The sequence below is a fragment of the Streptomyces sp. NPDC042371 genome, from assembly GCF_056437465.1.
Genome location: NZ_JBWKAP010000001.1, coordinates 847,953 through 871,171, shown reverse-complemented (window position 1 = coordinate 871,171; position 23,219 = coordinate 847,953). Strand labels below are relative to the sequence as shown.

General features: G+C 70.8%; 18 protein-coding genes. 9 read left to right on the top strand and 9 right to left on the bottom strand.

Going from position 1 to position 23,219, the window contains the following annotated elements:
- Window positions 1-27: 27 nt before the first annotated feature.
- Window positions 28-2,604: an aminopeptidase N gene (gene pepN, locus AC068B_RS03845; protein WP_478668783.1), complete on the bottom strand. Its 2,577-nt coding sequence runs from the start codon at window positions 2,602-2,604 to the stop codon at window positions 28-30.
- A gap of 178 nt (window positions 2,605-2,782) precedes the next feature.
- Here pepN and AC068B_RS03840 point away from each other — a divergent pair, with 178 nt between their 5' ends.
- Entirely contained in the window at window positions 2,783-3,424 is a 642-nt protein-coding gene (locus tag AC068B_RS03840) for a mycothiol-dependent nitroreductase Rv2466c family protein (RefSeq protein WP_478668782.1), read from the top strand.
- Window positions 3,425-3,547: 123 nt separating this feature from the next.
- On the opposite strand, the gene AC068B_RS03835 is transcribed toward AC068B_RS03840, so the two are convergent.
- The 3 genes from AC068B_RS03835 to AC068B_RS03825 form a co-directional block, all read right to left on the bottom strand.
- Entirely contained in the window at window positions 3,548-4,198 is a 651-nt protein-coding gene (locus AC068B_RS03835; RefSeq protein WP_478668781.1) for a superoxide dismutase, read from the bottom strand.
- A 194-nt stretch (window positions 4,199-4,392) separates the two neighbouring features.
- Window positions 4,393-5,817 (bottom strand): amino acid permease, encoded by a 1,425-nt coding sequence (locus AC068B_RS03830; RefSeq protein WP_356262596.1) that lies wholly within the window; start codon window positions 5,815-5,817, stop codon window positions 4,393-4,395.
- 135 nt (window positions 5,818-5,952) lie between these two features.
- Window positions 5,953-7,356, bottom strand: a complete 1,404-nt coding sequence (locus tag AC068B_RS03825; protein WP_478668779.1) for an amino acid permease — start codon at window positions 7,354-7,356, stop codon at window positions 5,953-5,955.
- A gap of 263 nt (window positions 7,357-7,619) precedes the next feature.
- Between AC068B_RS03825 and AC068B_RS03820 the strand changes: the two genes are divergently transcribed.
- A complete protein-coding gene (locus tag AC068B_RS03820) occupies window positions 7,620-8,198 on the top strand; it encodes a biotin transporter BioY (RefSeq protein WP_478668778.1) in 579 nt (192 codons plus the stop codon).
- A gap of 15 nt (window positions 8,199-8,213) precedes the next feature.
- Here AC068B_RS03820 and AC068B_RS03815 read toward each other — a convergent pair whose 3' ends face one another.
- On the bottom strand, window positions 8,214-9,473 hold the full coding sequence (locus AC068B_RS03815) for an FAD-binding oxidoreductase (protein WP_478669240.1): 1,260 nt from the start codon (window positions 9,471-9,473) through the stop codon (window positions 8,214-8,216).
- A 221-nt stretch (window positions 9,474-9,694) separates the two neighbouring features.
- Window positions 9,695-11,149, bottom strand: a complete 1,455-nt coding sequence (locus tag AC068B_RS03810) for an amino acid permease (protein WP_478668776.1) — start codon at window positions 11,147-11,149, stop codon at window positions 9,695-9,697.
- Between the two features lie 184 nt (window positions 11,150-11,333).
- On the opposite strand from AC068B_RS03810, the gene AC068B_RS03805 reads away from it, so the two are divergent.
- Window positions 11,334-11,819 (top strand): ribose-5-phosphate isomerase, encoded by a 486-nt coding sequence (locus tag AC068B_RS03805; RefSeq protein WP_478668774.1) that lies wholly within the window; start codon window positions 11,334-11,336, stop codon window positions 11,817-11,819.
- A 161-nt stretch (window positions 11,820-11,980) separates the two neighbouring features.
- Window positions 11,981-12,805 carry an Fpg/Nei family DNA glycosylase gene (locus AC068B_RS03800; RefSeq protein WP_478668772.1) on the top strand — a complete coding sequence of 275 codons (825 nt, stop codon included), beginning with the start codon at window positions 11,981-11,983 and terminating at the stop codon, window positions 12,803-12,805.
- A gap of 31 nt (window positions 12,806-12,836) precedes the next feature.
- On the opposite strand, the gene AC068B_RS03795 is transcribed toward AC068B_RS03800, so the two are convergent.
- Entirely contained in the window at window positions 12,837-14,069 is a 1,233-nt protein-coding gene (locus tag AC068B_RS03795; protein WP_478668770.1) for a GNAT family N-acetyltransferase, read from the bottom strand.
- Between the two features lie 238 nt (window positions 14,070-14,307).
- On the opposite strand from AC068B_RS03795, the gene AC068B_RS03790 reads away from it, so the two are divergent.
- Both AC068B_RS03790 and AC068B_RS03785 read left to right on the top strand, forming a co-directional pair.
- Window positions 14,308-15,414 (top strand): PP2C family protein-serine/threonine phosphatase, encoded by a 1,107-nt coding sequence (locus AC068B_RS03790; protein ID WP_478668768.1) that lies wholly within the window; start codon window positions 14,308-14,310, stop codon window positions 15,412-15,414.
- 10 nt (window positions 15,415-15,424) lie between these two features.
- Window positions 15,425-16,564, top strand: coding sequence for a hypothetical protein (locus tag AC068B_RS03785; protein WP_478668766.1), 1,140 nt, complete (start codon window positions 15,425-15,427; stop codon window positions 16,562-16,564).
- Here the strand turns inward: AC068B_RS03785 and AC068B_RS03780 are convergent.
- Window positions 16,489-17,712: a cation:proton antiporter gene (locus tag AC068B_RS03780; RefSeq protein WP_478668764.1), complete on the bottom strand. Its 1,224-nt coding sequence runs from the start codon at window positions 17,710-17,712 to the stop codon at window positions 16,489-16,491. The genes AC068B_RS03785 and AC068B_RS03780 overlap by 76 nt on opposite strands.
- A gap of 256 nt (window positions 17,713-17,968) precedes the next feature.
- On the opposite strand from AC068B_RS03780, the gene AC068B_RS03775 reads away from it, so the two are divergent.
- Genes AC068B_RS03775 through AC068B_RS03765 form a run of 3 tightly spaced genes read left to right on the top strand, consistent with a single transcriptional unit; the run spans window position 17,969 to window position 21,704 of the window.
- Window positions 17,969-18,784, top strand: a complete 816-nt coding sequence (locus AC068B_RS03775) for an ABC transporter ATP-binding protein (RefSeq protein WP_478668762.1) — start codon at window positions 17,969-17,971, stop codon at window positions 18,782-18,784.
- A complete protein-coding gene (locus AC068B_RS03770) occupies window positions 18,784-21,240 on the top strand; it encodes an FtsX-like permease family protein (RefSeq protein ID WP_478668760.1) in 2,457 nt (818 codons plus the stop codon). Before AC068B_RS03775 ends, AC068B_RS03770 begins: the two co-directional genes overlap by 1 nt.
- Window positions 21,237-21,704, top strand: a complete 468-nt coding sequence (locus AC068B_RS03765; RefSeq protein ID WP_478668759.1) for an HD domain-containing protein — start codon at window positions 21,237-21,239, stop codon at window positions 21,702-21,704. The genes AC068B_RS03770 and AC068B_RS03765 overlap by 4 nt, the downstream gene beginning before the upstream one ends.
- A 32-nt stretch (window positions 21,705-21,736) precedes the next feature.
- On the opposite strand, the gene AC068B_RS03760 is transcribed toward AC068B_RS03765, so the two are convergent.
- The gene (locus tag AC068B_RS03760) at window positions 21,737-22,945 is read right to left on the bottom strand and encodes an acyltransferase family protein (RefSeq protein WP_478668757.1); all 1,209 of its coding nucleotides are present in this window, start codon (window positions 22,943-22,945) and stop codon (window positions 21,737-21,739) included.
- Window positions 22,946-23,219: the final 274 nt, after the last annotated feature.

The following is a 23,219-nucleotide window of genomic DNA, read 5'->3' as shown; positions in this document are numbered from 1 at the left end:
CGGCACAGGCCCTTCCCTCGCTCTGCGCTAGAGGGCCGCGCCCGCGTCGCACGCCTGTGCCCGCAGCGACCGCGCGAGGTCGTCGCGGGCCTCAAGGACCAGACGGCGCAGGGCAGGCGCGGACGCCTCGTGCGCGGTCAGCCACTCGTCCGCCGCCGCCAGCGTCGCCGCGTCGCCCTGCAGCTGCGGGAACAGGCCCCGCACCACGTCCATGCCGATCTGGATGGACCGCTCGGCCCACACCCGCTCGATCGCCGCGAAGTACTTGGACACGTAGGGCGCCGCGAGCTCTCGCTGCGAGGGCTGCGCGAATCCCGCGATCGTCGCCTCGACCAGCGCGTTGGACAGCTGGTCGGACTCCACCACGGAGGCCCACGCCTGCGCCTTGACCGCCGCCGAGGGCCGCGCGGCCAGGCACCGCACCTGGTGCCGCTTGCCGGAAGCCGTGTCGTCCCTGGCCAGCTCGGCGGCGAGCGCCTCCTCGTCGGCGGCGCCGTGCGCGGCCAGCGGGCTCAGGAACGCCCAGCGCAGCTCCTGGTCGACCTCCAGGCCGTCGATCTTGGCGTTGCCGTCGAGCAGGCCCTGCAGCAGCTGCAGGTCGGCCGCCGACGACGCCACCGCGGCGAAGAACCGCGCCCACGTCAGCTGGTGCTGGCTGCCCGGCGCCGCGATCCGCAGCTCCCGCAGCGCACCCTCGGCGAGCGCCCGTGCGCCCTCCTCGCGCCACTCGGGCGCGGCGTAGTGCGTGACGGCGGAGTTCGTCCACGCGTGCAGCATCTGCAGCACGCCGATGTCGCTCTCGCGCCCGGCGAAGCGCAGCACGAGCCCGATGAAGTCCCGCGCGGGCATGAGCCCGTCCCGCGTGAGGCTCCACAGCGCGGACCAGCACAGGGCGCGGGCCAGCGGGTCGGTGATGTCGCCGAGGTGGTCCCGCAGCGTGGCCAGCGAGTTCTCGTCGAAGCGGATCTTGCAGTACGTCAGGTCGTCGTCGTTGACCAGGACGAGCTCGGGTGCCGTCTCGCCGGCCAGCTCGGACACGACGGTGCGCGGTCCGTCGACGTCGACCTCCGCGCGTGCGTACCGCTCCAGGTCGCCGCCCGCCGCCCTGCGGTAGAGACCCACGGCCACGCGGTGCGGGCGCAGTTCGGGGTGGGACTCGGCGGCCTCCTGGAGGACGGAGAGCTCGGTGATCCGGCCCTCCGCGTTCAGGATGACCTGCGGGGTCAGGGAGTTGACCCCGGCCGTCTGGAGCCAGGCGCGCGACCAGGACGCCATGTCGCGCCCGGAGGTCTCCTCCAGGACCGACAGCAGGTCGCCGAGGGCCGTGTTGCCGTACGCATGCCGCTTGAAGTAGCGGCGGGCGCCTTCCAGGAACGCGTCCCGGCCGACGTACGCCACGAGTTGCTTGAGGACCGAGGCGCCCTTGGCGTACGTGATCCCGTCGAAGTTGAGCTTGGCGTCCTCCAGGTCGCGGATGTCGGCCGTGACCGGGTGCGTGGAGGGGAGCTGGTCGGCGCGGTAGGCCCACGCCTTGCGGTTGTTGGCGAAGGTGATCCAGCCGTTGGTGAAGCGGGTCGCCTCCACCATCGAGAAGGAGCCCATGAAGTCGGCGAAGGACTCCTTGAGCCACAGGTCGTCCCACCACCGCATGGTGACCAGGTCGCCGAACCACATGTGCGCCATCTCGTGGAGGATGACGTTGGCCCGGCGCTCGTACGACGCCTGGGTCACCTTGCCGCGGAAGATGAACTCCTCGCGGAAGGTCACCAGGCCCGGGTTCTCCATCGCGCCGAGGTTGTACTCCGGCACGAACGCCTGGTCGTACTTCCCGAAGGGGTACGGGTAGTCGAAGTTGTCGTGGAAGAAGTCCAGGCCCTGCTTGGTGACGAGGAAGACGTCGTCGGCGTCGAAGTGCGGGGCGAGGCCCTTGCGGCACATCGCGCCGAGCGGGATCTCCAGGCGGGAGCCGTCCTCCAGGACGCGGGTGTAGGAGTCCGTCACGTAGTGATACGGGCCTGCCACGACCGCCGTGATGTACGTCGAGATGGGCTTCGTCTCGGCGAACTTCCATACGCCGTCGGTCAGCTCGCCCTCGCCGTTGGACCACGCGGTCCATCCCTCGGGGGCCTGGACCGAGAAGCGGTAGGGCGCCTTGAGGTCGGGCTGCTCGAAGTTGGCGAAGACGCGGCGGGAGTCCGCGGGCTCGTACTGCGTGTAGAGATAGACCTCGCCGTCCTCCGGGTCGACGAAGCGGTGCATGCCCTCACCGGTGCGGCTGTAGGCGCACTGGGCGTCCACCACCAGTTCGTTCTCCTCGGCCAGGTCCTCCAGCGCGATCCTGGTGCCGTCGAAGACCTCGGAGGGGTCCAGGTCCTTGCCGTTGAGCGACACCGCCGTGACGCTCGGCGCGATCAGGTCGGCGAAGGTCGCGGCGCCCGGCTCGGCGCTGCGGAACCGGATCGTGGTGACCGAACGGAACGTGCGCGGCTCCTGACCGCTCTCGCCGATCGCCGAACGCAGGTCGAGGAAGACCTCGTAGCCCTCGACGGACAGCAGCGCGGCCCTCTCGTGGGCCTCGTCGCGGGACAGATTCTCACCGGGCACGGGCGGCACTCCCTTGTGACTCGCATGGACTGTGGCTCGCACGACGCACATGACGCGCGTCACTCGTACGAATGTCTACGATCCTCGCATGTGCGGTCAGCGGTCGACATCCGGGAATGCCCCGATGCGTCACGGACGTTTTCCCGGCCGGATGCGAACGGATTCCCTAGGGAGAGACATGTCCGAGAACGGCAGCAAGACCCCCGTCGATTTCTGGTTCGACCCGCTGTGCCCCTGGGCCTGGATGACGTCCCGGTGGATGCTCGAGGTCGAGAAGCTCCGCGACGTGGAGGTCCGCTGGCATGTGATGAGCCTCGCCGTCCTGAACGAGGACAAGCTCGACGACCTCCCCGCGGAGTACCGCGAGATGCTCGAGACGAAGGCCTGGGGCCCGGTCCGGGTGGTCATCGCCGCCCAGCAGAAGCACGGCGACGAGATCCTCGGCAAGCTCTACACCGCGCTCGGCACCCGTTTCCACAACCGTGGCGAGGGCGCCACGCGCGAGGCGGTCGTCGGGGCCCTCGAGGACGCCGGTCTGCCCGCCGACCTCGTCGACTACATGGACTCGGACGCGTACGACAAGGAACTGCGCGCCTCCCACCAGGAGGGCATCGACAAGGTCGGCCAGGAGGTCGGCACGCCGGTCATCGCCGTCCCCGGCGCCGACGGCTCGCAGGTCGCCTTCTTCGGCCCCGTCGTGACCCCGGCCCCCAAGGGCGAGGCGGCGGCCAGGCTCTGGGACGGCACCCTGCTGGTGGCCTCGACCCCGGGCTTCTACGAGATCAAGCGCACCCGCACCCAGGGCCCGATCTTCGACTGAGCACCCGGCATGCCGAAAGGCCCCCGTGAGTCACGTCCTCACGGGGGCCTTTCCTTCATCCGCCCGCCTCGGCGAAAGTTGAGAAGACGATCACGAGGCAGGACGTTCTTTACGGGAGCAGCCTCACGGGGCCAGCAGGAGGCTGTTCACGCGCTCCTTCGCGGCCGCGTAACGCTTGGCCACGTCCTGCCAGTTGACGACCTTCCACATGGCCTCGATGAAGTCGACCTTCTGGTTCTTGTACTGCAGGTAGAAGGCGTGCTCCCAGGCGTCGAAGACCAGGATCGGCGTCGAGCCCTGGCCGATGTTGCCCTGGTGGTCGTAGACCTGCTCGACGATGAGGCGGTTGCTGAGCGGCTCGTAGGCGAGCACGCCCCAGCCCGAGCCCTGCGTCGTCGCCGAGGCCTTGGTCAGCTGGGCCTTGAACTTGGCGAAGGAGCCGAACGACTCGGTGATCGCGTCGGCGAGGTCGCCCACGCCGTCCGCGGCCAGCGGCTCGCCGCCGCCACCGTCCTTCGGGCTGTTCATGTTGTGCCAGTAAATGCTGTGGAGGATGTGGCCGGAGAGGTGGAACGCGAGGTTCTTCTCCAGGCCGTTGATGGCGCCCCACGTCTCCTTGTCGCGCGCCTCCTCCAGCTGCTCAAGAGTGTCGTTCGCGCCCTTCACGTACGCCGCGTGGTGCTTGTCGTGGTGCAGCTCGATGATCTGCGGGTTGATGACAGGTTCGAGCGCCGCGTAGTCGTACGGAAGTTCAGGAAGCGTGTAAATGGCCATGATCCGAGCCCTCCGACTGCTGCTCTGCTGTGATTCTCAAGTTATTGCAAGTCTCTCGCAAGTGCAGGCTAGCAGCAGGTGGCTGGAGAAGTTGATCAGCCCTTCGTCCTAGGTCCGTACGGGAATATCCGCGCATGCGAAGAAGCCCCGGACCACCAGGTCCGGGGCTTCTCGGGGAGTCTGCGGCCAGGGCCCTAGGCGGCCGCCGCCGCCCGCTTCTCCGCTATCTTCTGCCGCACGATTCCGATCACCGCGAGCGCCAGCGTCAGCGCGCCCGTGGCGAGCAGCTGCTTGCGCGTGTCGGGCTGGTCGGTCATCAGATAGAAGACGTACGCCATGGCGGCCAGCGCCACCCAGGTCAGGAACGGGAACGCCCACATCTTGATGACCAGCTTCTCCGGCGCCTCGCGCTCGGTCCTGCGGCGCAGGATCAGCTGCGAGACGGCGATGAAGATCCAGACCATCAGGATCATCGCGCCGATCATGTTGAGCAGCCAGGGGAAGACGTCGTCCGGACGCCAGTAGCTGAGCAGCACACAGACGAAGCCGAAGACCGAGGAGGCGAGTACCGCGAGGCGCGGCACGCCACCCGAGACCTTGCCGAGCGCCTTGGGGCCCTGGCCGCGCTCGATCAGGGAGTACGACATGCGCGAGGCGCCGTAGATGTTGGCGTTCATCGCGGAGAGCAGGGCGACCAGGACGATGACGTTCATGATCTCGCCGGCGCCGGGGATGCCCAGGTGGTCGAGCGTGGCGACGTACGGGCCCTTGGCGACGACTTCCTTGTTGTCCCACGGCAGCAGCGTCACGACGACGAGCATCGAGCCGACGTAGAAGACGGCGATGCGCCACATCGCGGTGCGCACGGCCTTGGCGACGCTCCTGACCGGGTTCTCGGACTCGGCGGCGGCGATCGTGACGGTCTCCAGACCGCCGTACGCGAAGACGGAGGCGAGGAGGCCGATGATCAGCCCGTCCGTGCCGTTCGGCATGAAGCCGCCCTCGCCGGTGAGGTTCTCCAGGCCGGGGGCCGAGGTGTCCGAGCCGGGCAGGATGCCGAGGATCGCGAGGACGCCGATGCCGAGGAAGAGCGTGATGGCGCCGACCTTGAGAGCGGCGAACCAGAACTCAAACTCGCCGAAGTTCTTCACGGCCGTCAGGTTGGCGGCGCAGAACACCAGCATGAAGAGGGCGACCCACGCCCACTCCGGGCTGTCGGGGAACCAGCCGACCATGATCTTGGCGGCGCCGATGCCTTCGAGGCCGACGGCGACGCAGAGCAGGAACCAGAAGCCCCAGCCCGCGGTGAAGCCCGCCCAGGGGCCGATGGCCCGCTCGGCGTGGACCGAGAAGGAACCCGACGCGGGGTTCGCGGCCGACATCTCGCCCAGCATGCGCATCACGAGCATGACGAGCGCGCCGGATATGGCGTAGGCGAGGACGATCGAGGGACCGGCCGCGGCGATGCCCGCCCCGGAGCCCACGAAGAGACCGGCGCCGATCACGCCACCGAGGGCGATCATGGAGAGATGCCGCTGCTTGAGGCCGTGCACCAGCGGGGAGTCGGCCTTCGGTGCTTCGTCGGGTGCTGCGTCCTGGTGGGTGGACGTCCGAGACATGGGCGTGCCCTGTTCAGTAGCCGAGACGGGGGAGCGAGCGGCCCACAGTCTGAGGTCCGGTACCGCTGACAGGGAACACTTGACCGCTATACGGACACGACGCTCACACTTTGTGAAGGAATACGCACACCAGGTTCACCTGTTGTTCATGTTGCTTTCGCGCCACTCCCGCAGCCCCGCGACCACCAGGACCAGCGCCGTCGCCCCCGCCGACCACAGCAACTGCGGCCGCGCATCCTCGTCCGTCAGCATCAGGCCCAGCACGGCGACCATCGCGGCCAGCGCCGCCCACGTCAGATAAGGGAACGCCCACATCCGCAGCACGAGCCGCTCCGGTGCCTCGCGCTCGATGCGCCGGCGCAGCCGCAGCTGCGAGACCGCGATCAGCGCCCAGACGAAGAGGAGGACCGCCCCGACGGAGTTGAGCATGTAGAGGAAGACGGAGTCCGGCCACTTCAGATTGAGGACCACGGACACGAAGCCGAAGGCGACGGACGCGAGGACCGCGCGGCGCGGCACCCCGCCGCCGGACACCTTCAGGAGCGCCTTGGGCGCCTCACCGCGCTCGGCCAGCGAGAAGACCATCCGGGACGACCCGTAGAGGTTGGCGTTCAGGGCGGACAGCAGCGCCACGAACACCACGATGTTCATGATCGTCCCGGCGGACGGCACCCCGATCGAGTCGAGGACCGTCACATACGGACTCGCTCCCGCCTTCTGTGCCGTCCAGGGCAGCACCGTCACGATGACCAGCATCGACCCGACGTAGAAGAAGAGGATCCGGTAGACCGCGCTGCGCACCGCGCGGGCGACCGAGCGCACCGGGTCGTCCGACTCGGCGGCCGCGATCGTCACGACCTCCAGGCCGCCGAACGCGAAGACGACGGCGAGGACGCCCGAGACGACACCGTCCCAGCCGTGCGGCAGGAACCCGCCCTGTCCGGTCAGGTTCGTCAGGCCCACCGGATCCGTCTCCGGAAGCACCCCGAAGACCGCGAGCAGACCGAGGATCAGGAACGCGACGATCGCGAAGACCTTCAGCGTCGCGAACCAGAACTCGAACTCGCCGAAGTTCTTCACCGACGCCAGGTTGGCCGCGGTGAAGACCAGCATGAAGACCAGCACCCAGGCCCACTGCGGCACCGCGGGCGCCCAGCCGTTGGCGATCTGCGCGGCGCCGGTCGCCTCCACGGCGAGCACCACCACCAGCAGGAACCAGTAGAGCCAGCCGACGCTGAACCCCGCCCAGCGGCCGAGCGCGCGCTCCGCGTGCACGGAGAAGGAACCCGATGCGGGCATCGCGGCCGACATCTCGCCGAGCATCCGCATCACACACATCGCGAGCGCGCCCGCGATCAGATACGAGACGACGATGCCGGGCCCCGCCACCGAGATCCCGGCCCCCGACCCCACGAAGAGCCCGGCACCGATGACACCGCCCAGCCCCAGCATGGTGAGGTGACGCTGCTTGAGACCACCACCGAGGGGCTCCGGCCTCGACCCCGGCACGGGCGGGCTGTCCGATGGTGCGTCGTGCATGGTGCTCAGGCTGCTCTCGGGGGTCACAAGGCTTTGGTGGGACTCCACAGTCTCCCCGCGGGGCGGCCCCTCGCGCAAAACGGGGCACCCACCCGCCGACCTCAGTGACGAGCATCACGCCGCCCGAGGTGTACGCGGATCCCTTTGTACGGAGCCCACCAAGGCCCCGCCCCCGGGTTGTCGGCCGATGACCGTGTTGCCGCCGCGTCGCCTGGGATAGCGTCAACGCGTTCCCACCTGCCCACGTCCCCCGCGGAGTCCCGATGAGCATCGCCGCTGCCACCACCCGTCCCGGCCAGGTCCTCGCCGACCTGCTGCCCGCGTCCCGCGTGAAGGACGCGGCCCTCGTGCTCGGCGGCGCCGCGCTCACCGGCATCGCCGCCCAGATCGCGGTGCCCGTGCCGGGCTCCCCGGTGCCGGTGACCGGACAGACCTTCGCCGCGCTGCTCGTCGGCACGTCGCTGGGCGCCCGCCGCGGCTTCCTCTCGCTCGCCCTGTACGCCCTCGTGGGCATGGCGGGCATGCCGTGGTTCGCGCAGGCGGGATCCGGCGCCGCGGCCCCGTCCCTCGGCTACGTCCTCGGCATGCTGCTCGCCGCCACGGTGGTGGGCGCCCTGGCCCGCCGCGGTGGCGACCGCTCGGTGCTGCGCACGGCGGGCACGATGGTCCTCGGCTCCGCGATCATCTACGCGGTCGGCGTCCCGTACCTGGCCGCCGCCACCGGCATGTCGCTGACCCAGGCCGTCGCCGCCGGGCTCACGCCCTTCCTGATCGGTGACGCCCTGAAGGCCGCGCTCGCGATGGGCGCGCTGCCCACGGCGTGGAAGTTCCTGGACCGCTGACAGCGGGTCAGGGCCCTAACCGACGCTGTAGTTCCGCCTGAAGAGGTTCGCCGGGTCGTACGTGGCCTTCAACGCGGCGAGCCTCTTCCGCGTCTCCGCGTCGTACAGCCCGTCAGGACGGTCGCTGCCGCCGAAGACGAAGTTGAGCGACCGCCCCAGGGTCTGCGGCGCCACGAGCCCGAACGCCTCCGCGTGCACCTTCCGCTGGGCTTCGACGTCCGTCCCGTCCAGCGGCGACAGGAGCCGGAGCAGCCAGCCCGCCTCGCGGTAGGGGACGGCGTTGTGCGCGGGCCGCGCCAGCGCTCCGCCCAGGTGGTTGAGCTGCAGGATGTGCATCGTGGCCGCCTCGGGCCCGGCCAGCGTGAGGATGTCACCTGCCGCCTCGACGTCGAGGGTGCTCAGGACGGCGTTGTCGCCGTAGAAGGCGTGCGGGAAGTCCGGGTCGCCGTGGATGGAGGGGCTCTCGGCGTACGGCATCTCCCGCAGCGTGTCCGACACCGTGGGCCCGAGCTCGCGCAGCGGCGCCACGAGCCGCTCCCCCTCGGCCTCCTGGCCGGTGAACGCGACCCGGATCAGGACGAGATAGCTGCCCCGCAGGTGCGGCGGGAGGTGCGGCAGGTCCGGGTAGACGAGCGCGGCGAGCGACGACGTCACCTCGTCGGGCAGGGTCCGCGTCCACTCCTCGTAGCCGCGCAGCACCGCGGCCGGGTCGACCGCCCTGCCGTCGAACGTCAGCGCACCGCCGTACAGCCGCGCCACCGGCACCAGGCCGATCTCCAGCTCCGTGACCACGCCGAGGTGCGCGCCGCCGCCGAGCAGGCCCCAGAAGAGCTCCGGGTCGCTCTCCCGTGTGACGTGGCGCAGGACGCCGTCCGCGGTGACGACGTCGACCGAGCGGACGTGGTCGGCCGCGTACCCGAACTCACGGCCAAGGATGCCGAGTCCACCGCCGAGCGTGTAGCCGACGGCGCCCACGGACGGCGCCGTGCCGTTCAGCGGGGCGAGGCCGTGCTCCACGGAGGCCTCGACGACCTGGCCCCAGCGGGCGCCCGCGCCGAAGGTGGCGGTGCGGGCCTCGGGGTCGATGCGCACGGAGTCCATGCGCCGCGTGCTGATCAGGACGCCGCCCTCCGATGCCCCCGGCAGGCCGTGCCCGGTGGCCTGGACGCCGACGGGCAGTCCGGCTTCGGCCGCGTACGACACCGCGGCGACCACGTCGTCGGCACTTCCGGCGCCGAAGACGATGTCGGGCCGCGTCGCGAAACCGGTCTGCATTCCGGCGACCTCCTCGTCGTATCCGGCGTCGTCCGGCCGGAACACGAGTCGCTGTGCGGTGTAGTCCACGGGAGCCTCCGTTGTCGTGTCTGACACAGGAGAGCATTACTCACCGGCGGGCCGTCCCGCCGTCAACTCCTCCGTGGCTCCACCGGAATTCCGGTGAACGACGCCGCCCCCGCGGATGGCCCGCGGGGGCGGCGTCGGAGCGGGGGGAGGGGTCAGGCGTCGACCGCGTCCCTGGGCCTGACCTTCTCCCGTATCAGCGAGAAGGCGACCACGAAGGCGGCGGCGAGCAGCGAGAGCAGCACCTGCTTGCGGCCTGCCTCGTCGGTCAGCATGTAGACGAGGACGAACGAGATCATCGCGATCGTGACCCACGTCAGATACGGGAAGAGCCACATCTTCACGACGAGCTTCTCCGGCTCCTCGCGCAGGATGATCCCGCGCATCCGCAGCTGCGTGAAGGAGATCATCAGCCACACGAAGAGGGCCACCGCGCCCGAGGAGTTCAGCAGGAAGTCGAAGACGGTGTCCTTCCACTGGTAGTTGAACCAGACGGCGACGAAACCGAAGACGACCGAGCCGAGGATCGCGGCCTGCGGCACGCCCCGCTTGTTGGTGCGCGCGAAGGCCTTGGGCGCGTCGCCGCGCTGGCCGAGCGAGAAGGCCATGCGGGAGGCGGTGTACAGGCCGGAGTTGAGGCAGGAGAGCACGGCGGTGAGGACGATGACGTTCATGACCTGACCGGCGTGCGGGATGCCGATCGAGTTCAGCGCGGCGACGTAACTGCCGTCCTTGACGATCGACTTGTCGTTCCACGGAAGCAGGGTGATGACGACGAAGATCGAACCCAGGTAGAAGACGCCGATGCGCCAGATGACGCTGTTGGTCGCCTTGGTGACGGCGCGCTGCGGGTCCTCGGACTCACCGGCGGCCAGCGTGACGATCTCGCTGCCCATGAAGGAGAAGACGACCATCAGCACACCGGTGAGGATGGCGCCCGCGCCCTTGGGCATGAAGCCGCCCGCGTCGGTGAGGTGCGCGAATCCGGCGCCGGGGTTGTCGGAGCCGGGCAGCACGCCGAAGACGGCGAGCAGGCCGATGACCACGAAGCCGCCGATGGCGACGACCTTGATCCCGGCGAACCAGAACTCGAACTCGCCGTAGGAGCCCACCGATACGAGGTTCGTCGCGGTGAGCACGACCATCACGATGAGCGCCCAGCCCCACTGCGGTACGGCGGGTATCCAGCCGTTGAGGATGACGGCACCCGCGGTGGCCTCCACCGCGAGCACGACGACCCAGAAGAACCAGTACAGCCAGCCGATGGAGAACCCGGCCCAGCGGCCGAGCGCCTGGTCGGCGTAGGTGGAGAAGGAGCCGGAGGCGGGCCGTGCGGCGGCCATCTCGCCCAGCATCCGCATCACGAGGACGACCATCGTGCCGACGAGGGCGTACGAGACGAGGATGGCGGGCCCCGCGGCGGCGATGCCGGAGCTCGATCCGACGAAGAGGCCCGCGCCGATCACACCACCGATGGCGATCATGGAGAGGTGGCGGTTCTTGAGACCCGCCTTCAGGCCGTCACCGGTGTCACCACTGTCGCCAGACTGCGGATCCCCAGGGGAATTGGGGGTGCTGTCTGCCTTCGCAAGGGAGGGTTGCGAGGTCATGGACGAATCCTTAAGTTCTCGGGTCACGAGCCCCCGCATTCAAACTCAGGGGTGAACGGGACGGAAGTCCTGAATCCGGATCGTTGTATTCCGTGCTTAAGGCCTGGACCAAGGTCCCGACCAGGGAGATCAACATCCTGCCCGGTCGCGGCTACCCGCCCCACGGCGTGCCACACTCGGACCCATGCGCGTGTACCTCGGCTCGGATCATGCCGGCTACGAACTCAAGAACCACCTGGTCGAATGGCTCAAGAGCCACGGCCATGAGCCCGTCGACTGCGGGCCCCACATCTATGACGCCCAGGACGACTACCCGCCGTTCTGCCTGCGTGCCGCGGAGCGGACCGCCGCGGACCCGGAGGCACTCGGCATCGTCATCGGCGGCTCGGGCAACGGCGAGCAGATCGCCGCGAACAAGGTGAAGGGCGTGCGGGCGGCCCTGGCCTGGAGCGAGCAGACGGCGGCGCTCGGCCGCGAGCACAACGACGCGAACGTCGTATCGATCGGCGGCCGCATGCACACGCAGGAAGAGGCGACGAAGTTCGTCGAGATCTTCCTGGGTACGCCGTACTCGGGTGAGGAGCGTCACACGCGCCGCATCGAGATGCTGTCGGCGTACGAGGAGACGGGCGAGCTGCCCGCGATCCCCGCTCACCATCCCCAGCCGTAGCGAGGCCACGGGGCTCCGCCCCGGACCCCGCTCCTCAAACGCCGGAGGGGCTGATTCCAGGCTCCGCTCCTCGAAGTGCCGGGCGAGCCGATGTCAGCTCGTCCGGCGTTTGAGGACGAGCCCTTGAGGCGATCCGACCCGCACCACCCCGGAGGGACACCGTGCCGGAGGGGCACACGATTCACCGGCTCGCGCAGGACCACCGGGAGCGCTTCCAGGGCCGCCCCGTCCGCGCGACCAGCCCGCAGGGCAAGTTCTCCGACAGCGCCGCCCTCGTCACCGGCCAGGTGATGGACACCGCCGAGGCCCACGGCAAGCACCTCTTCCTCGGCTTCGAGGGCACCGGCTGGATCCACATCCACCTCGGCCTCTTCGGCAAGTACGCCCTGGGGGAGACCCCCGCCCCGCCCCCCACGGACACCGTCCGCCTCCGGCTCCTGAACGACGCGTACCACTCGGACCTCCGCGGCCCCACCACCTGCGCCCTCATCACGGACGGGGAGAAGCAGGCGATACACGACCGGCTCGGCCCCGACCCCCTGCGCCCCGCGGGCGCCCCCGAGAACGACCCGGCGAAGGCCTACCGCCGCATCTCCCGCAGCCGCACCACGATCGCCGCGCTCCTCATGGACCAGAAGGTCATCGCGGGCGTCGGCAACGTCTACCGCGCCGAGGTCCTCTTCCGGCACGGCATCGACCCGTACCTCCCGGGCAAGGACCTCACCGAGGCGCAGTGGACCGCGATCTGGGCGGACCTCGTGGAGCTGATGCACGAGGGCGTACGCCTCAACCGCATCGACACCGTCAGGCCCGAGCACACCCCGGAGGCGATGGGCCGCCCGCCGCGCGTCGACGACCACGGCGGCGAGGTCTACGTCTACCGAAGGGCGAACCAGCCCTGCCACCTCTGCGGCGGCGACATCCGCACCGCGGACCTGGCCGCCCGCAACCTCTTCTGGTGCCCCACCTGCCAACGGCCCGCCTGACCCCGGCCCCCGCCCCGCCTGAAGCCCCCGGCTAGAACCCGTGCGGCAGCCACGGCTCCGTGTCCGACCCAAACGCCACCGACGCCTCGGCCAGCGCCCCCCGGCGCAGCTCCCGCACCCGCCCCGCGCCCGCGAGTGACGTGAGCGAGGTGCCGCCGAGGTAGGCGGCGCCCAACTCCCGTACGGACAGGGCGAGGTCGGCCGCGTCGTCCGTACGCTCGCACGAGGCGCCCTTCGCGTCGCCGGTGAGCCGCCAGCGCCCCTCGTTCCAGGGGCAGAAGGCGTCCTCGACCTCGAACACCACGTCCAGGGGCGCCTGGTACGTCCGCGCCTCAAGGGCCGCGCCCACCTCGACGAGCCGCACGTGCAGCGAGTCCCGCACCGAGATGTCGCAGCGGCGGATGTCGGAGACCAGCTGCAGCAGCGCGTCGTCCGTCGGGCGGTTGCGCGAGACGACCGACGACGTCAGGTCGATGTCGAACAGGAACCGCCACAGCGCCGCGTACGCCGCCGGGTCCAGGGCCTCGATGTCGCGCAGCTGGACCGAACCCTTGGGGCCCTGCCAGTCCCAGTCGGGCTTCACCGCGAACCGCACGTACCCGACGAGCTCGCCCGCGCGCTCGGCGACCACGCACTGCAGCGGCGACGCGCCGTTCCGCTCGCTCTGCGGGTCGAGCAGCCCGAGCCGCTCCCAGCCGGGCTGCCGGGCCGTCATGCCCGGACGCGCGGTCACCCGTCGTGCGTACAGCGCCTCACAGTCCTCGTGGACGTCGGCGGGCCGCACGTACCGAAGACGTACGTCGTCCGTCCCGGGCGGGGCGGACAGCGACACCCGCGTCGTGTCGATGTCGACCTTCATCTGCCGGGTCGCCGCGCCGTACCCGAACCGGCCGTAGATGACCGGCTCGGAGGCGGTGAGCACGGCGAGCGGCTCGCCCCACGCACGCACGTCGTCCAGCTGCCGCCGCATCATCGACGTCAGGATCCCGCGCCGCCGGTGCGTGGCCGCGACGCCGACCATCGTCACGCCCGCCGCGTCCACCAGCGCGCCGCCCGGCACGGCAAGGCGGAAGGAGAAGGCCCCCGCCGTCCCCACGCACGCATCCCCGTCCCACACGCCCACCGAACGGTCGTGCTCGGTGAGCGTGCGCCACAGCTCGCGCTCCTCGGCCGACTCGGCGACCCCGCCGAACGCCACCTCCAGCGATCCGTACCACGCGTCCCAGTCGGCCTTCGCGAGCACCCGCATGTCTGTCGTTGTCATATGCCATGCGTACCAGGGCAATACCACCCGATGCGACAGGATTTTCATGCTCCGCGGCCCGGTCGCCGCCCGTCCGCGGCATGCCCCTGACGGGGGACAACCGGGACCTCCCGTGCGAAGTACGCGGCCCGCTGGATAGGGTCCACGAGCAATGGCAGAACGACGAGCACGGCTCGCACGTCGCGTACGGCGGGATCGACGCGAAGGGCGTGCAGAAGCCGATACGTTCACGGCCCGGATGAAGAAGCGGCTGCACCGGGCCCGCATCGCGCTGCGCAAATCCGGGGTCGACTACTTCCGCGGCGACGGCTCCGACTGGGTCGCCCTCGCCGGTCTGCTCCTGACCATCCCCGTGATCACCACCTGCACGATCATCAACAACGTGTGGTTCTCACCGGCCGCGCTCGTCCTGCCCATCGTCGCGGGCGGCCTGCTGCTGCGCCCGGCCAGCCTCCTCGGCCTGTACGCGGCGTCGGCGGTGGCCCTCATCGTGGAATCCGTCCGCCTCGGCCCGTACACGGAAGGGGCCTCCCGCGTCACACCGGGCACGGTCCTCGTGGTCGCCGCCTGTGGCTTCTTCGGGCTTCTCATCGCCCAGTTCCGCAGCCGGGTCGGCGTGCCCTGGCGCGGCGGCGGCACCATGCTCTTCGACCTGCGCGAGCGCATCCGCGTCCAGAGCAAGCTGCCGAAGCTGCCGCGCGGCTGGCACCGCGAGATGGCGCTGCGCCCGGCGGGCGGCCAGTCCTTCTCCGGCGACTTCGTGGTCGCGGCCCGTACGAACGGCGGCCGCACCCTGGAGGCCGTCCTCACCGACGTCTCGGGCAAGGGCATGGACGCCGGATCGCGCGCCCTGCTCCTGTCCGGCGCCTTCGGCGGCCTCCTCGGCTCGCTGCCCCCGCACGCCTTCCTGCCCGCCGCCAACGGCTATCTGCTCCGCCAGGACTGGGACGAGGGCTTCGCGACCTCCATCCACCTGGTCCTCGACCTGGAGACCGGCGACTACGAACTGTTCTCCGCGGGCCACCCGCCGGGCCTCCAGCTCAGCGCGGGCAGCGGCCGCTGGGAGGAGAAGACGGGCCAGGGCCCGCTCCTCGGCGTCTACGACGGCGCACAGTTCGACCCCGTCAAGGGAGTCCTGCGCCCCGGCGACGTCCTGATGCTCTTCACCGACGGCCTGGTCGAGACCTCCGACCGCGACATCGCCGAGGGCATGGACCGCCTGACGGGCGAGGCCGACCGCTATGTGGCCGGAGGCTTCCACGGCGCGGCCTGGCACCTGATCGAGGCGGTCGCAAAGGACGTGAACGACGACAGGGCACTGCTGCTGATCTGCCGGGAGGCGTGAGGTGGGTGGCGTGCGGACGCCGGTCAGCGGTCTGGTGAGCGTGGCGTACGGTCAGCTCTACGTGGAGAGCGACCCGGACGGTACGGGCCTGGGCTTCCACGACGCGTGCGCGGGCCAGGAGAACGGGCTCTGCGGCGCGGCGATACCCGGCTTCCTGTACCTGAACTCGGGCCTGCACACCGGGGAGCTCGATTTCACGGTGGAGGTCCACGAGAGCCCGCCGCTCCTGGAGGACCAGTGGGAGGAGATCGTCGAGGTCTCCTTCCGTCCCGTGGGGCCGGAGACGGCGCTCGCCCTGTGGGGCGGCATGGGGGCGTTCCGGCTCGGCCTCGAAGAGATCGACTACCGGGTCCGCTACTGCGGCAGCAGGCTGGACGAAGCCGTCGACAGGGAGGACGAGTTGATCGAGTCCCCCGGCATCGAGGAGCACCTCCTGCAGTTCTGGCCCGCGCCGCCGGAACGCGACCGGCTGGTCAAGCAGACCGGGAACTGCGCCGCGTACTGGCACCGAACGGCCCGCGACCTCCCGTCCGTCGAGCGGCGTGCCGAACAGCGGGCCGAGGCGGAGCGCCGCGAGCGGGAAGCGGCGGACCGGGCCGCCCGGGAGGCGCAGGAACGGGCCGAACGCCACACCTGGGGCGGGCAGCCGCCCAGTGACCGCCTACGGAACGTGGGCGGCAACATCTGGGGGGTCCTTGAGCTCGACTCCGAACTCGCCCATGCCCTGGACCGGTTGGCCCCCACGCAGCAGCGCGCCGTCGCCCGCTGGGCCATGCGCCGCGCCGTGGAGGAGGCCGGGCTCGACCGCGTCGACTGGATCGTTCCGGCCCTGGAGGCGGCCGAGCGCGGGCAGCCGCTGCCCGCGCCCTTCGACGACCAGGGCCAGGTGGTGCGCCGCATCCTCGACGATCCTGCCGTGCCGGACACGACCGTGGGCCCGGCCCGGCCGACGTACCCGGCGGCCGCCCGGCAGCAGCTCTCCGCGCTCCCCGCCCTGTACGCCGCGGTCGAGGACAACCCCCTGCGGGCCGCCCTCGATGCCGTCTTCGCCGCGGCCGTCACCGTCGGACGTGACTACGCCGTGCTGCTCGCGGAGCTCCGGGTCAGGTTCTCCGACGGGCTGGGGCCGCCGGACGCGCCGTCTCCGTAGCCGTCGTCGTCCTTGCCGCCCGGCAGGATCCGGGCCAGCCACTCCGAGCGTCCCGCGGCCAGCGGTCCGAGGACCGCGAGGAGCAGCACGTACCCCGCGATGAAGGGGGAGAGGCGCTCGTCGAGGCTCGCGCCCGCCGCCATCGTGGCGAGGATCAGGGCGAACTCGCCGCGGGCGAGCAGCGTCGTGGAGATGTTCGCCGCGGGGCCCGCCCCGAAGCCGTACACACGCGCCGCGCCGAGCCCGGCGAGGACGTTCATCAGGAGCGTCACCGCGACCGCGGCGAGGACCGGCCAGAGCACCACCGGCAGGTCGCCCGGGTCGATGGAGAGTCCGAAGGCGAAGAAGAAGATCGCGCCGAAGGCGTCCCGCAGCGGGTGCACGAGGGTGCGGATGCGGTCGCCGGACGCCGTGCTGCCGAGCATCAGGCCGACCATGAACGCGCCGATGGCGTCCGCGACACCGAACCACTCGGAGACACCGGCGACGAAGACGGCGACGCCGAGGAAGGAGATGACGAGCAGCTCGTCGTCCTTGGTGTCCATGAGGCGCCCGACGAGCTTGGTGCCGAAGCGGGCCGCGAGGGCGAGCAGGAGGAGGAAGCCGAAGGCCTTGCCGCCGTCCATCACGGCGGCGGCGAGACTGTCCGCGCCGGACAGGATGGGCTGCAGCGCCGCGAGGTACAGGGCCAGGAAGATGTCCTCGACGACGATGATGCCGAGGATCGGCTTCGTTTCCGGGTTGCCGAGCCTGCCGGTGTCGACGAGGACCTTCGTGACGATCGCCGAGGAGGAGATGCCGAGCACTCCGGCGAGGACCAGCGCTTCGGAGGTGCCCCAGCCGAGCGCGAATCCGAAGCCCAGGCCGGCGCCGACGTTCAGGGCGAGATAGGTGCCCCCGGCGATGGCCATCTTGCGGCCACCGGTCTTGAGGTCGTCCATGTGGAACTCGAGGCCCAGGTAGAAGAGCAGCAGGACCAGGCCGAGCGCCGAGAGCATTTCCAGGTCGTGGGGGTTGGAGACCAGGACCACACCGGGGGTGTGGGGGCCGAGGAGGATCCCGGCCAGGATGAAGAGCGGAATGGTGGGGAGTCCGATGCGGCCGCCGAGGCGGGCGAGGACTGCGGCGGCGAGAAAGGCGCCGCCCATGGCTATCAGGGTGTCTGCGTGTCCGATGGGCCCGTTCCTCCCGTAGGGGTGGCAAGTAAGGGAACAAAAGAAGATGGCAAAGGGAGCGTCAAGAACGCGTCAATATTTAGGTTACCAAACGATCGGTGAGGGTATCCCTGAACGCGCGTGGTGGGGTTCTCCCCACCCTGGGTTCGCCAGCCGTCCTCATGGTCCACACCACCCCCGTCTCCGTACGTTCAAGAGGTCGAATTCGTATGGAGAGGTGGACAGGGACATGGGGCTGCGGCGGAAGAAGAACCGAGTCGTCGAGGAGGACGTTCGCGTTCTCGGCGGGGCGCCCGGCGACTGGGCCGTCGAACTGCGCGGCGTCCGCCGCCAGTACGGCCGCGGCTCCGGCGCCGTGCACGCCCTCGCAGGCATCGACCTCGCCCTGCCCCGCGGCAGCTTCACCGCCGTCATGGGCCCCTCGGGCTCCGGCAAGTCCACGTTCCTGCAGTGCGCCGCGGGCCTGGACCGGCCGAGCGCGGGCACCGTCCGCCTCGGCGGCACCGAGATCACCGGCATGAGCGAGAACAAGCTCACCGCGCTCCGCCGCACCCGCCTCGGCTTCGTCTTCCAGGCCTTCAACCTGCTGCCGTCGCTGACCGTCGAACAGAACGTCGTGCTGCCGATGCGCCTCGCGGGCCACCGCCCCGACCGCCGCAAGGCCGCCGAGATGCTCACCCGCGTCGGCCTCGGCGACAAGGGCCGCCGCCGCCCCGGCCAGCTCTCCGGCGGCCAGCAGCAGCGCGTCGCCATCGCCCGCGCCCTCGTCACCGAGCCGGACGTGATCTTCGCCGACGAACCGACCGGCGCCCTCGACACCACCACCGCGAGCGAGATCCTCGGCCTGCTGCGCTCCGCCGTCGACGGCCTGAACGCCACCGTCGTCATGGTCACCCACGACCCGGCCGCCGCCGCCCACGCCGACCGCGTCCTCTTCCTCGCCGACGGCTCCCTCGTCGACCGCCTGGAGCGCGCGTCCGCCGCACAGATCGCCGCCCGGATGACCGCCCTGACCGCGCCTGCGTACGCGGGGGTGGCCGCGTAATGGCGTACGTCCCCAACGGCCTCGCCCGCGCGGCCGTCCGCTTCAAACCCGCCGCGTTCGCAGGCACCTTCGTCGCCCTGATGATGGCCTCGCTGATCGTGGCCGCCTGCGGAATCCTCCTGGAGACGGGGCTACGCGCCTCCGTGCCGCCCGAGCGCTACGCGGGCGCCCCCGTCGTGGCCGCCGCCGACCAGTCCGTCCGCTTCGTCACCGGCAGCGGCGAGGACAGGTCCGAGGAGGCCACGCCGCTGCCCGACCAGGCGCGCATCGACAACTCCCTGGTCGCCCAGGCCGGTTCGGTGCCCGGCGCCCGCACCGCCGTCCCCGACGTCACCTTCCCCGTCAAGTCCGGCGGCAAGGACGTCACCGCACACGGCTGGGGCTCCACCGCCTTCACCGGCGAGAAGCTGACCGCGGGCCGCGCCCCGCAGCCCGGCGAGGTCGTCCTCGCCGCGCCCGGCGGCCACGTCGGCGACCGCACCACGCTCACGACGGCCGACGGCCCCCGCGACTTCCGCGTCTCCGGCACCGTGCGGGCCGGACAGCCCGCCCCCACCGCCTGGTTCGCCGACTCCGAGGCCGTCCGCATCTCCGGGCACCCCGGACGCGTCGACGCCATCGCCGTCCTGCCCAAGAAGGGCGTGTCCGACGACACCCTCAAGTCCCAGGTCGCGCACGCCATCGGCAAGAAGGCCGACGTCCACACCGGCAACGACCGCAGCGCCGCCGAAGGCTCCTCGCTCGCCTACGCCAAGGAGATGCTCACCGGCCTCGGCGGCTCCTTCGGCGGCATCGCCGCCCTGACCGCCGTCTTCACCGCCGCGGGAACCGTCGCCCTCTCGGTGGGCCAGCGCGCCCGCGAGTACGCACTCCTGCGCGCCATCGGCACCACACCCCGCCAGATCCGCCGCACCATCGCCACCGAGACCCTGCTCGTCGCCCCGGCCGCCGCGGCCGTCGGCCTCCTGCCCGGCATCGCCCTGGCCACCTGGTGGTTCGGACAGCTGAAGGAGAAGGGCGCGATCCCCGAGGGCGTCGACCTCTCCATCTCCTTCATCCCGCTCGTCAGCGCAGCCGGAGTCGCCGTCCTCACCGCGCTCGGCGCCGGATACATGGCCGCCCGCCGCCCCTCCCGCATCAAGCCGGGACAGGCGCTCGGCGAGGCCTCCGTGGAGCGGGTGCCGCTCGGCTGGATCAGGACGCCGCTGGGCATCGCCGCCGCCGTCGGCGGTGCGATCTTCGCGGGCTTCGCCGCCCACAACACCGGGGAGGACGCGGCGAACGCGGCGCTCGGCGTCGTCATGCTCTTCATGCTCGCCGTCGCCCTGCTCGGCCCGCTGGTGGCCCGCGGCTGCGCCGCCCTGTTCGGCCTCCCGCTGCGCGGAGCCGGTGCGTCCGCCTCGCTCGCGGCCGCCAACTCCCGCTCGAACGCCCGCCGACTGGCCTCCGCGATCACCCCGATCGTGCTCGCCATGGCCTTCTCCTCCGTCCTCGTCTTCATGCACACCAGCGAGGAGCGGGTCGCCGCCGACCAGCAGCGCGCGGGCATCACCGCCGACCACATCGTCACCTCCGACGGAGGCCTCGCCCCGGCAACGCTGGCGAAGGCCGCCGACGCGAAGGGCGTCACCTCGGCCGTCGGCCTGCTCAAGTCCTCCCTGCTCGTGCCGGTCGGCTCGGGCGGCGACCGCTGGCTGGAGTCCGCTTCGGCCCAGGGCATCACGGGCACGGCCGCCGGGCTCGCCAAGGTCCAGGACCTCAAGGTGGAGACCGGCGCCCTGAAGCTCGGCAGGGGCCAGATCGCCGTCGACGCCGCCCTCGCCACCTCCGCACACGTGAAGACCGGCGACCGCCTCGACGTCCGCCTGCCCGACGGCACCAAGGCCTCGCCGACCATCGTCGCCACGTACGGCAGGGGCCTCGGCCTCTCCCAGGTGACCATGCCCGCGGCCGACCTCAAGCAGCACGTCACCTCGTCCTTCGCCACCGAGATCTGGACCAGGGGCGGCTCCGCGCAGGCCCTCTCCGGACTCGGCGAGCTCAAGGACCGCGACGGCTACGCCACCGCCCGCTCCATGGACAACGAACTCAACGCCTGGGCCAACACCACGATGGCGGCCGTCCTCGGCGGCTTCGCGGCCGTCGCCGCCGTCAACACCCTGGTGATGACGGTCCTGGACCGCCGTCGCGAACTCGGCACGCTGCGCCTGATCGGCTCCACCCGCCGCCAGGTCCTGCGGATGATCCGCTGGGAGGCGCTGCTCGTGGCCTGCGCGGGCATCGTCATCGGCTCGGCGATCGCGTTCGCCACCCTCGTCCCGATGATGAGGGGTCTGACCGGCGAATCCCCGTACGTCCCGCCGCTGGTGTACGGCTCCTTCGTGGGCGCGGTCCTGGTCCTCGGCCTGGCCTCGGCGACGATCCCGGCGAGGGCGGCGCTAAGGTCGGCCGCATGACATCCGTCGGCCGAGGCTGCCATCCGACTCTGTCCCTGCCGGAGGTGGAGGCCATCGCCCGCGAGGCCCACGCCGCCCAGCAGGACAAGGCGGGCCGCCCCTACGCCGAACACCTCCAGGCCGTGGCCGAGGGAGTGCGGCGGCGGGGCGGCGACGACGAGCAGATCGCGGCCGCCTGGCTGCACGACTCCGTCGAGGACGACGCCCTGTCCGAGCAGTGGCTCGGGGACGCCCCGCTGACCCGGCGCACCAAGGACATCGTCCTCGCCCTCACCAAGCGCGCGGGCGAGCCCAAGGAGGCGTACGCCGAGCGCATCCTCGCGACCCCGGGCGCCCGCCTCGTGAAGGAGGCGGACCTGGCGCACAACGCGGACCCGGCCCGCCTCGCGGTCCTCGACGCAACGACAAGGGCGCGCCTGACGGCGAAGTACGCCACCATGCGCGCCCTGTTGGGGCTCCGGTAGAACCGGATCCGTCGGCTTGCGCCGTGCTTGCCCTACGTCGACTTGGCCCGCTCACGGGCGAGTTGCGCCGCGTCCCGCTTGAACGCCCACTCCATCTTGGGCTCCATCGCGAAACGGAACATCCGCTGCACCGGTGGCGTGCACAACGCCGTCACCACGCTCGCGGCGACCACCGACACGAAGATCTCGCCGAGCGGCTGGTGCAGCCACTCGTAGTCGTCGAACCAGCCCCAGAAACGGGAGCCCTTGGCGAGGAAGCCGTGCAGCAGGTAGCCGTACAGCGTGCCGGCGCCGAGGACCGTGAACCACATCGTGCGGCGCGGCACCCAGGCGAAGAAGCACGCGGTGAGGACGACGGAGCAGCCGAAGAGCGCCAGCGTCATCACGACACCGGCCCACCACGGGGCACCCAGCTCCTGGGCGCTGTCCCGGCGGTAGAACCAGGCCGACGTCATCCGGGGAGCCGCCCAGTACGCCAGGAGCAGCGCGCTCGCGAAGACCGGGATCGACAGGATCCGCACCTCGCGGCGGCGCACCAGCTGGAAGTACTCGGGCTTCATGAAGAGGCCAAGTACGAAGAACGGCAGGAACTGCAGCACGCGCTGCAGGTCGAGGTCGTCGCCGATGTCGGGTGAGATCACGGCGAGCGTGGCGATGGCCAGTGCGAGCGGCACCGGCCAGCGCACGATCTTCCACAGCGGCACGGTGAGCCGCCACACGAAGAGCGCGACCAGGAACCAGGTGAGGTACCAGGGGTCGAGCAGGCTGATCGGCTGACCGGGGTCGTCGTCCGCCCAGCGCTTGAAGAAGGTGTACGCGATCTCGAAGATGACGTACGGCACGGCGATGCCGGTCACGAGCCGCTTGAGGCGGTCGGCCCGCATGTCGAAACTGCGCGAGAAGTAGCCGGAGATCACGATGAACGCCGGCATGTGGAAGGTGTAGACGGTCATGTACAGCGACTCGGCGACGCGGCTGTGATCCGTCAGGGGTTCCCATGCGTGGGCCATCGCCACGAGGACGATCGCCAGGTACTTGGCGTTGTCGAAGAACGCGTCGCGCTGCTTGGCGGGCTTGGACCCGCTCTGGGCGGTGCTGCGGCCTGCCGGGGTGGGGGGAGCTGTGGCGAGGGCCTGCGGGGGCGGTTGGGGGGCGCGAGGAGTGGGAACTCCGTCCGCCGGCACCTGGGCCGGGGGGAGGGGCGCCCGGTGGCGTCCGTGCGGGTGCACCGAGTTGGTCACAGGCCCTCCCACCACGAGCTCGGTGAGACGACCCGGGACCGCACTGCGCCTACGGGGGTGGTGGCAGCGTGGAACATCTGAGGCACCCTAGCGTCGCTGCCGTCTATTCGTAAAACCCTCGTCACTTCTCTCAACGCAATCTCCGACAATCACGTGGGTGAATCCCGCTTAACCGGGTAGCCGGTACCCCGAGATTCGGTCGAGTCGACAAAGAGATCTGGTTGCATGCGGCCCGGTTCTGTCCGGTACGTCACAACTCATCCGGTTTAAATGG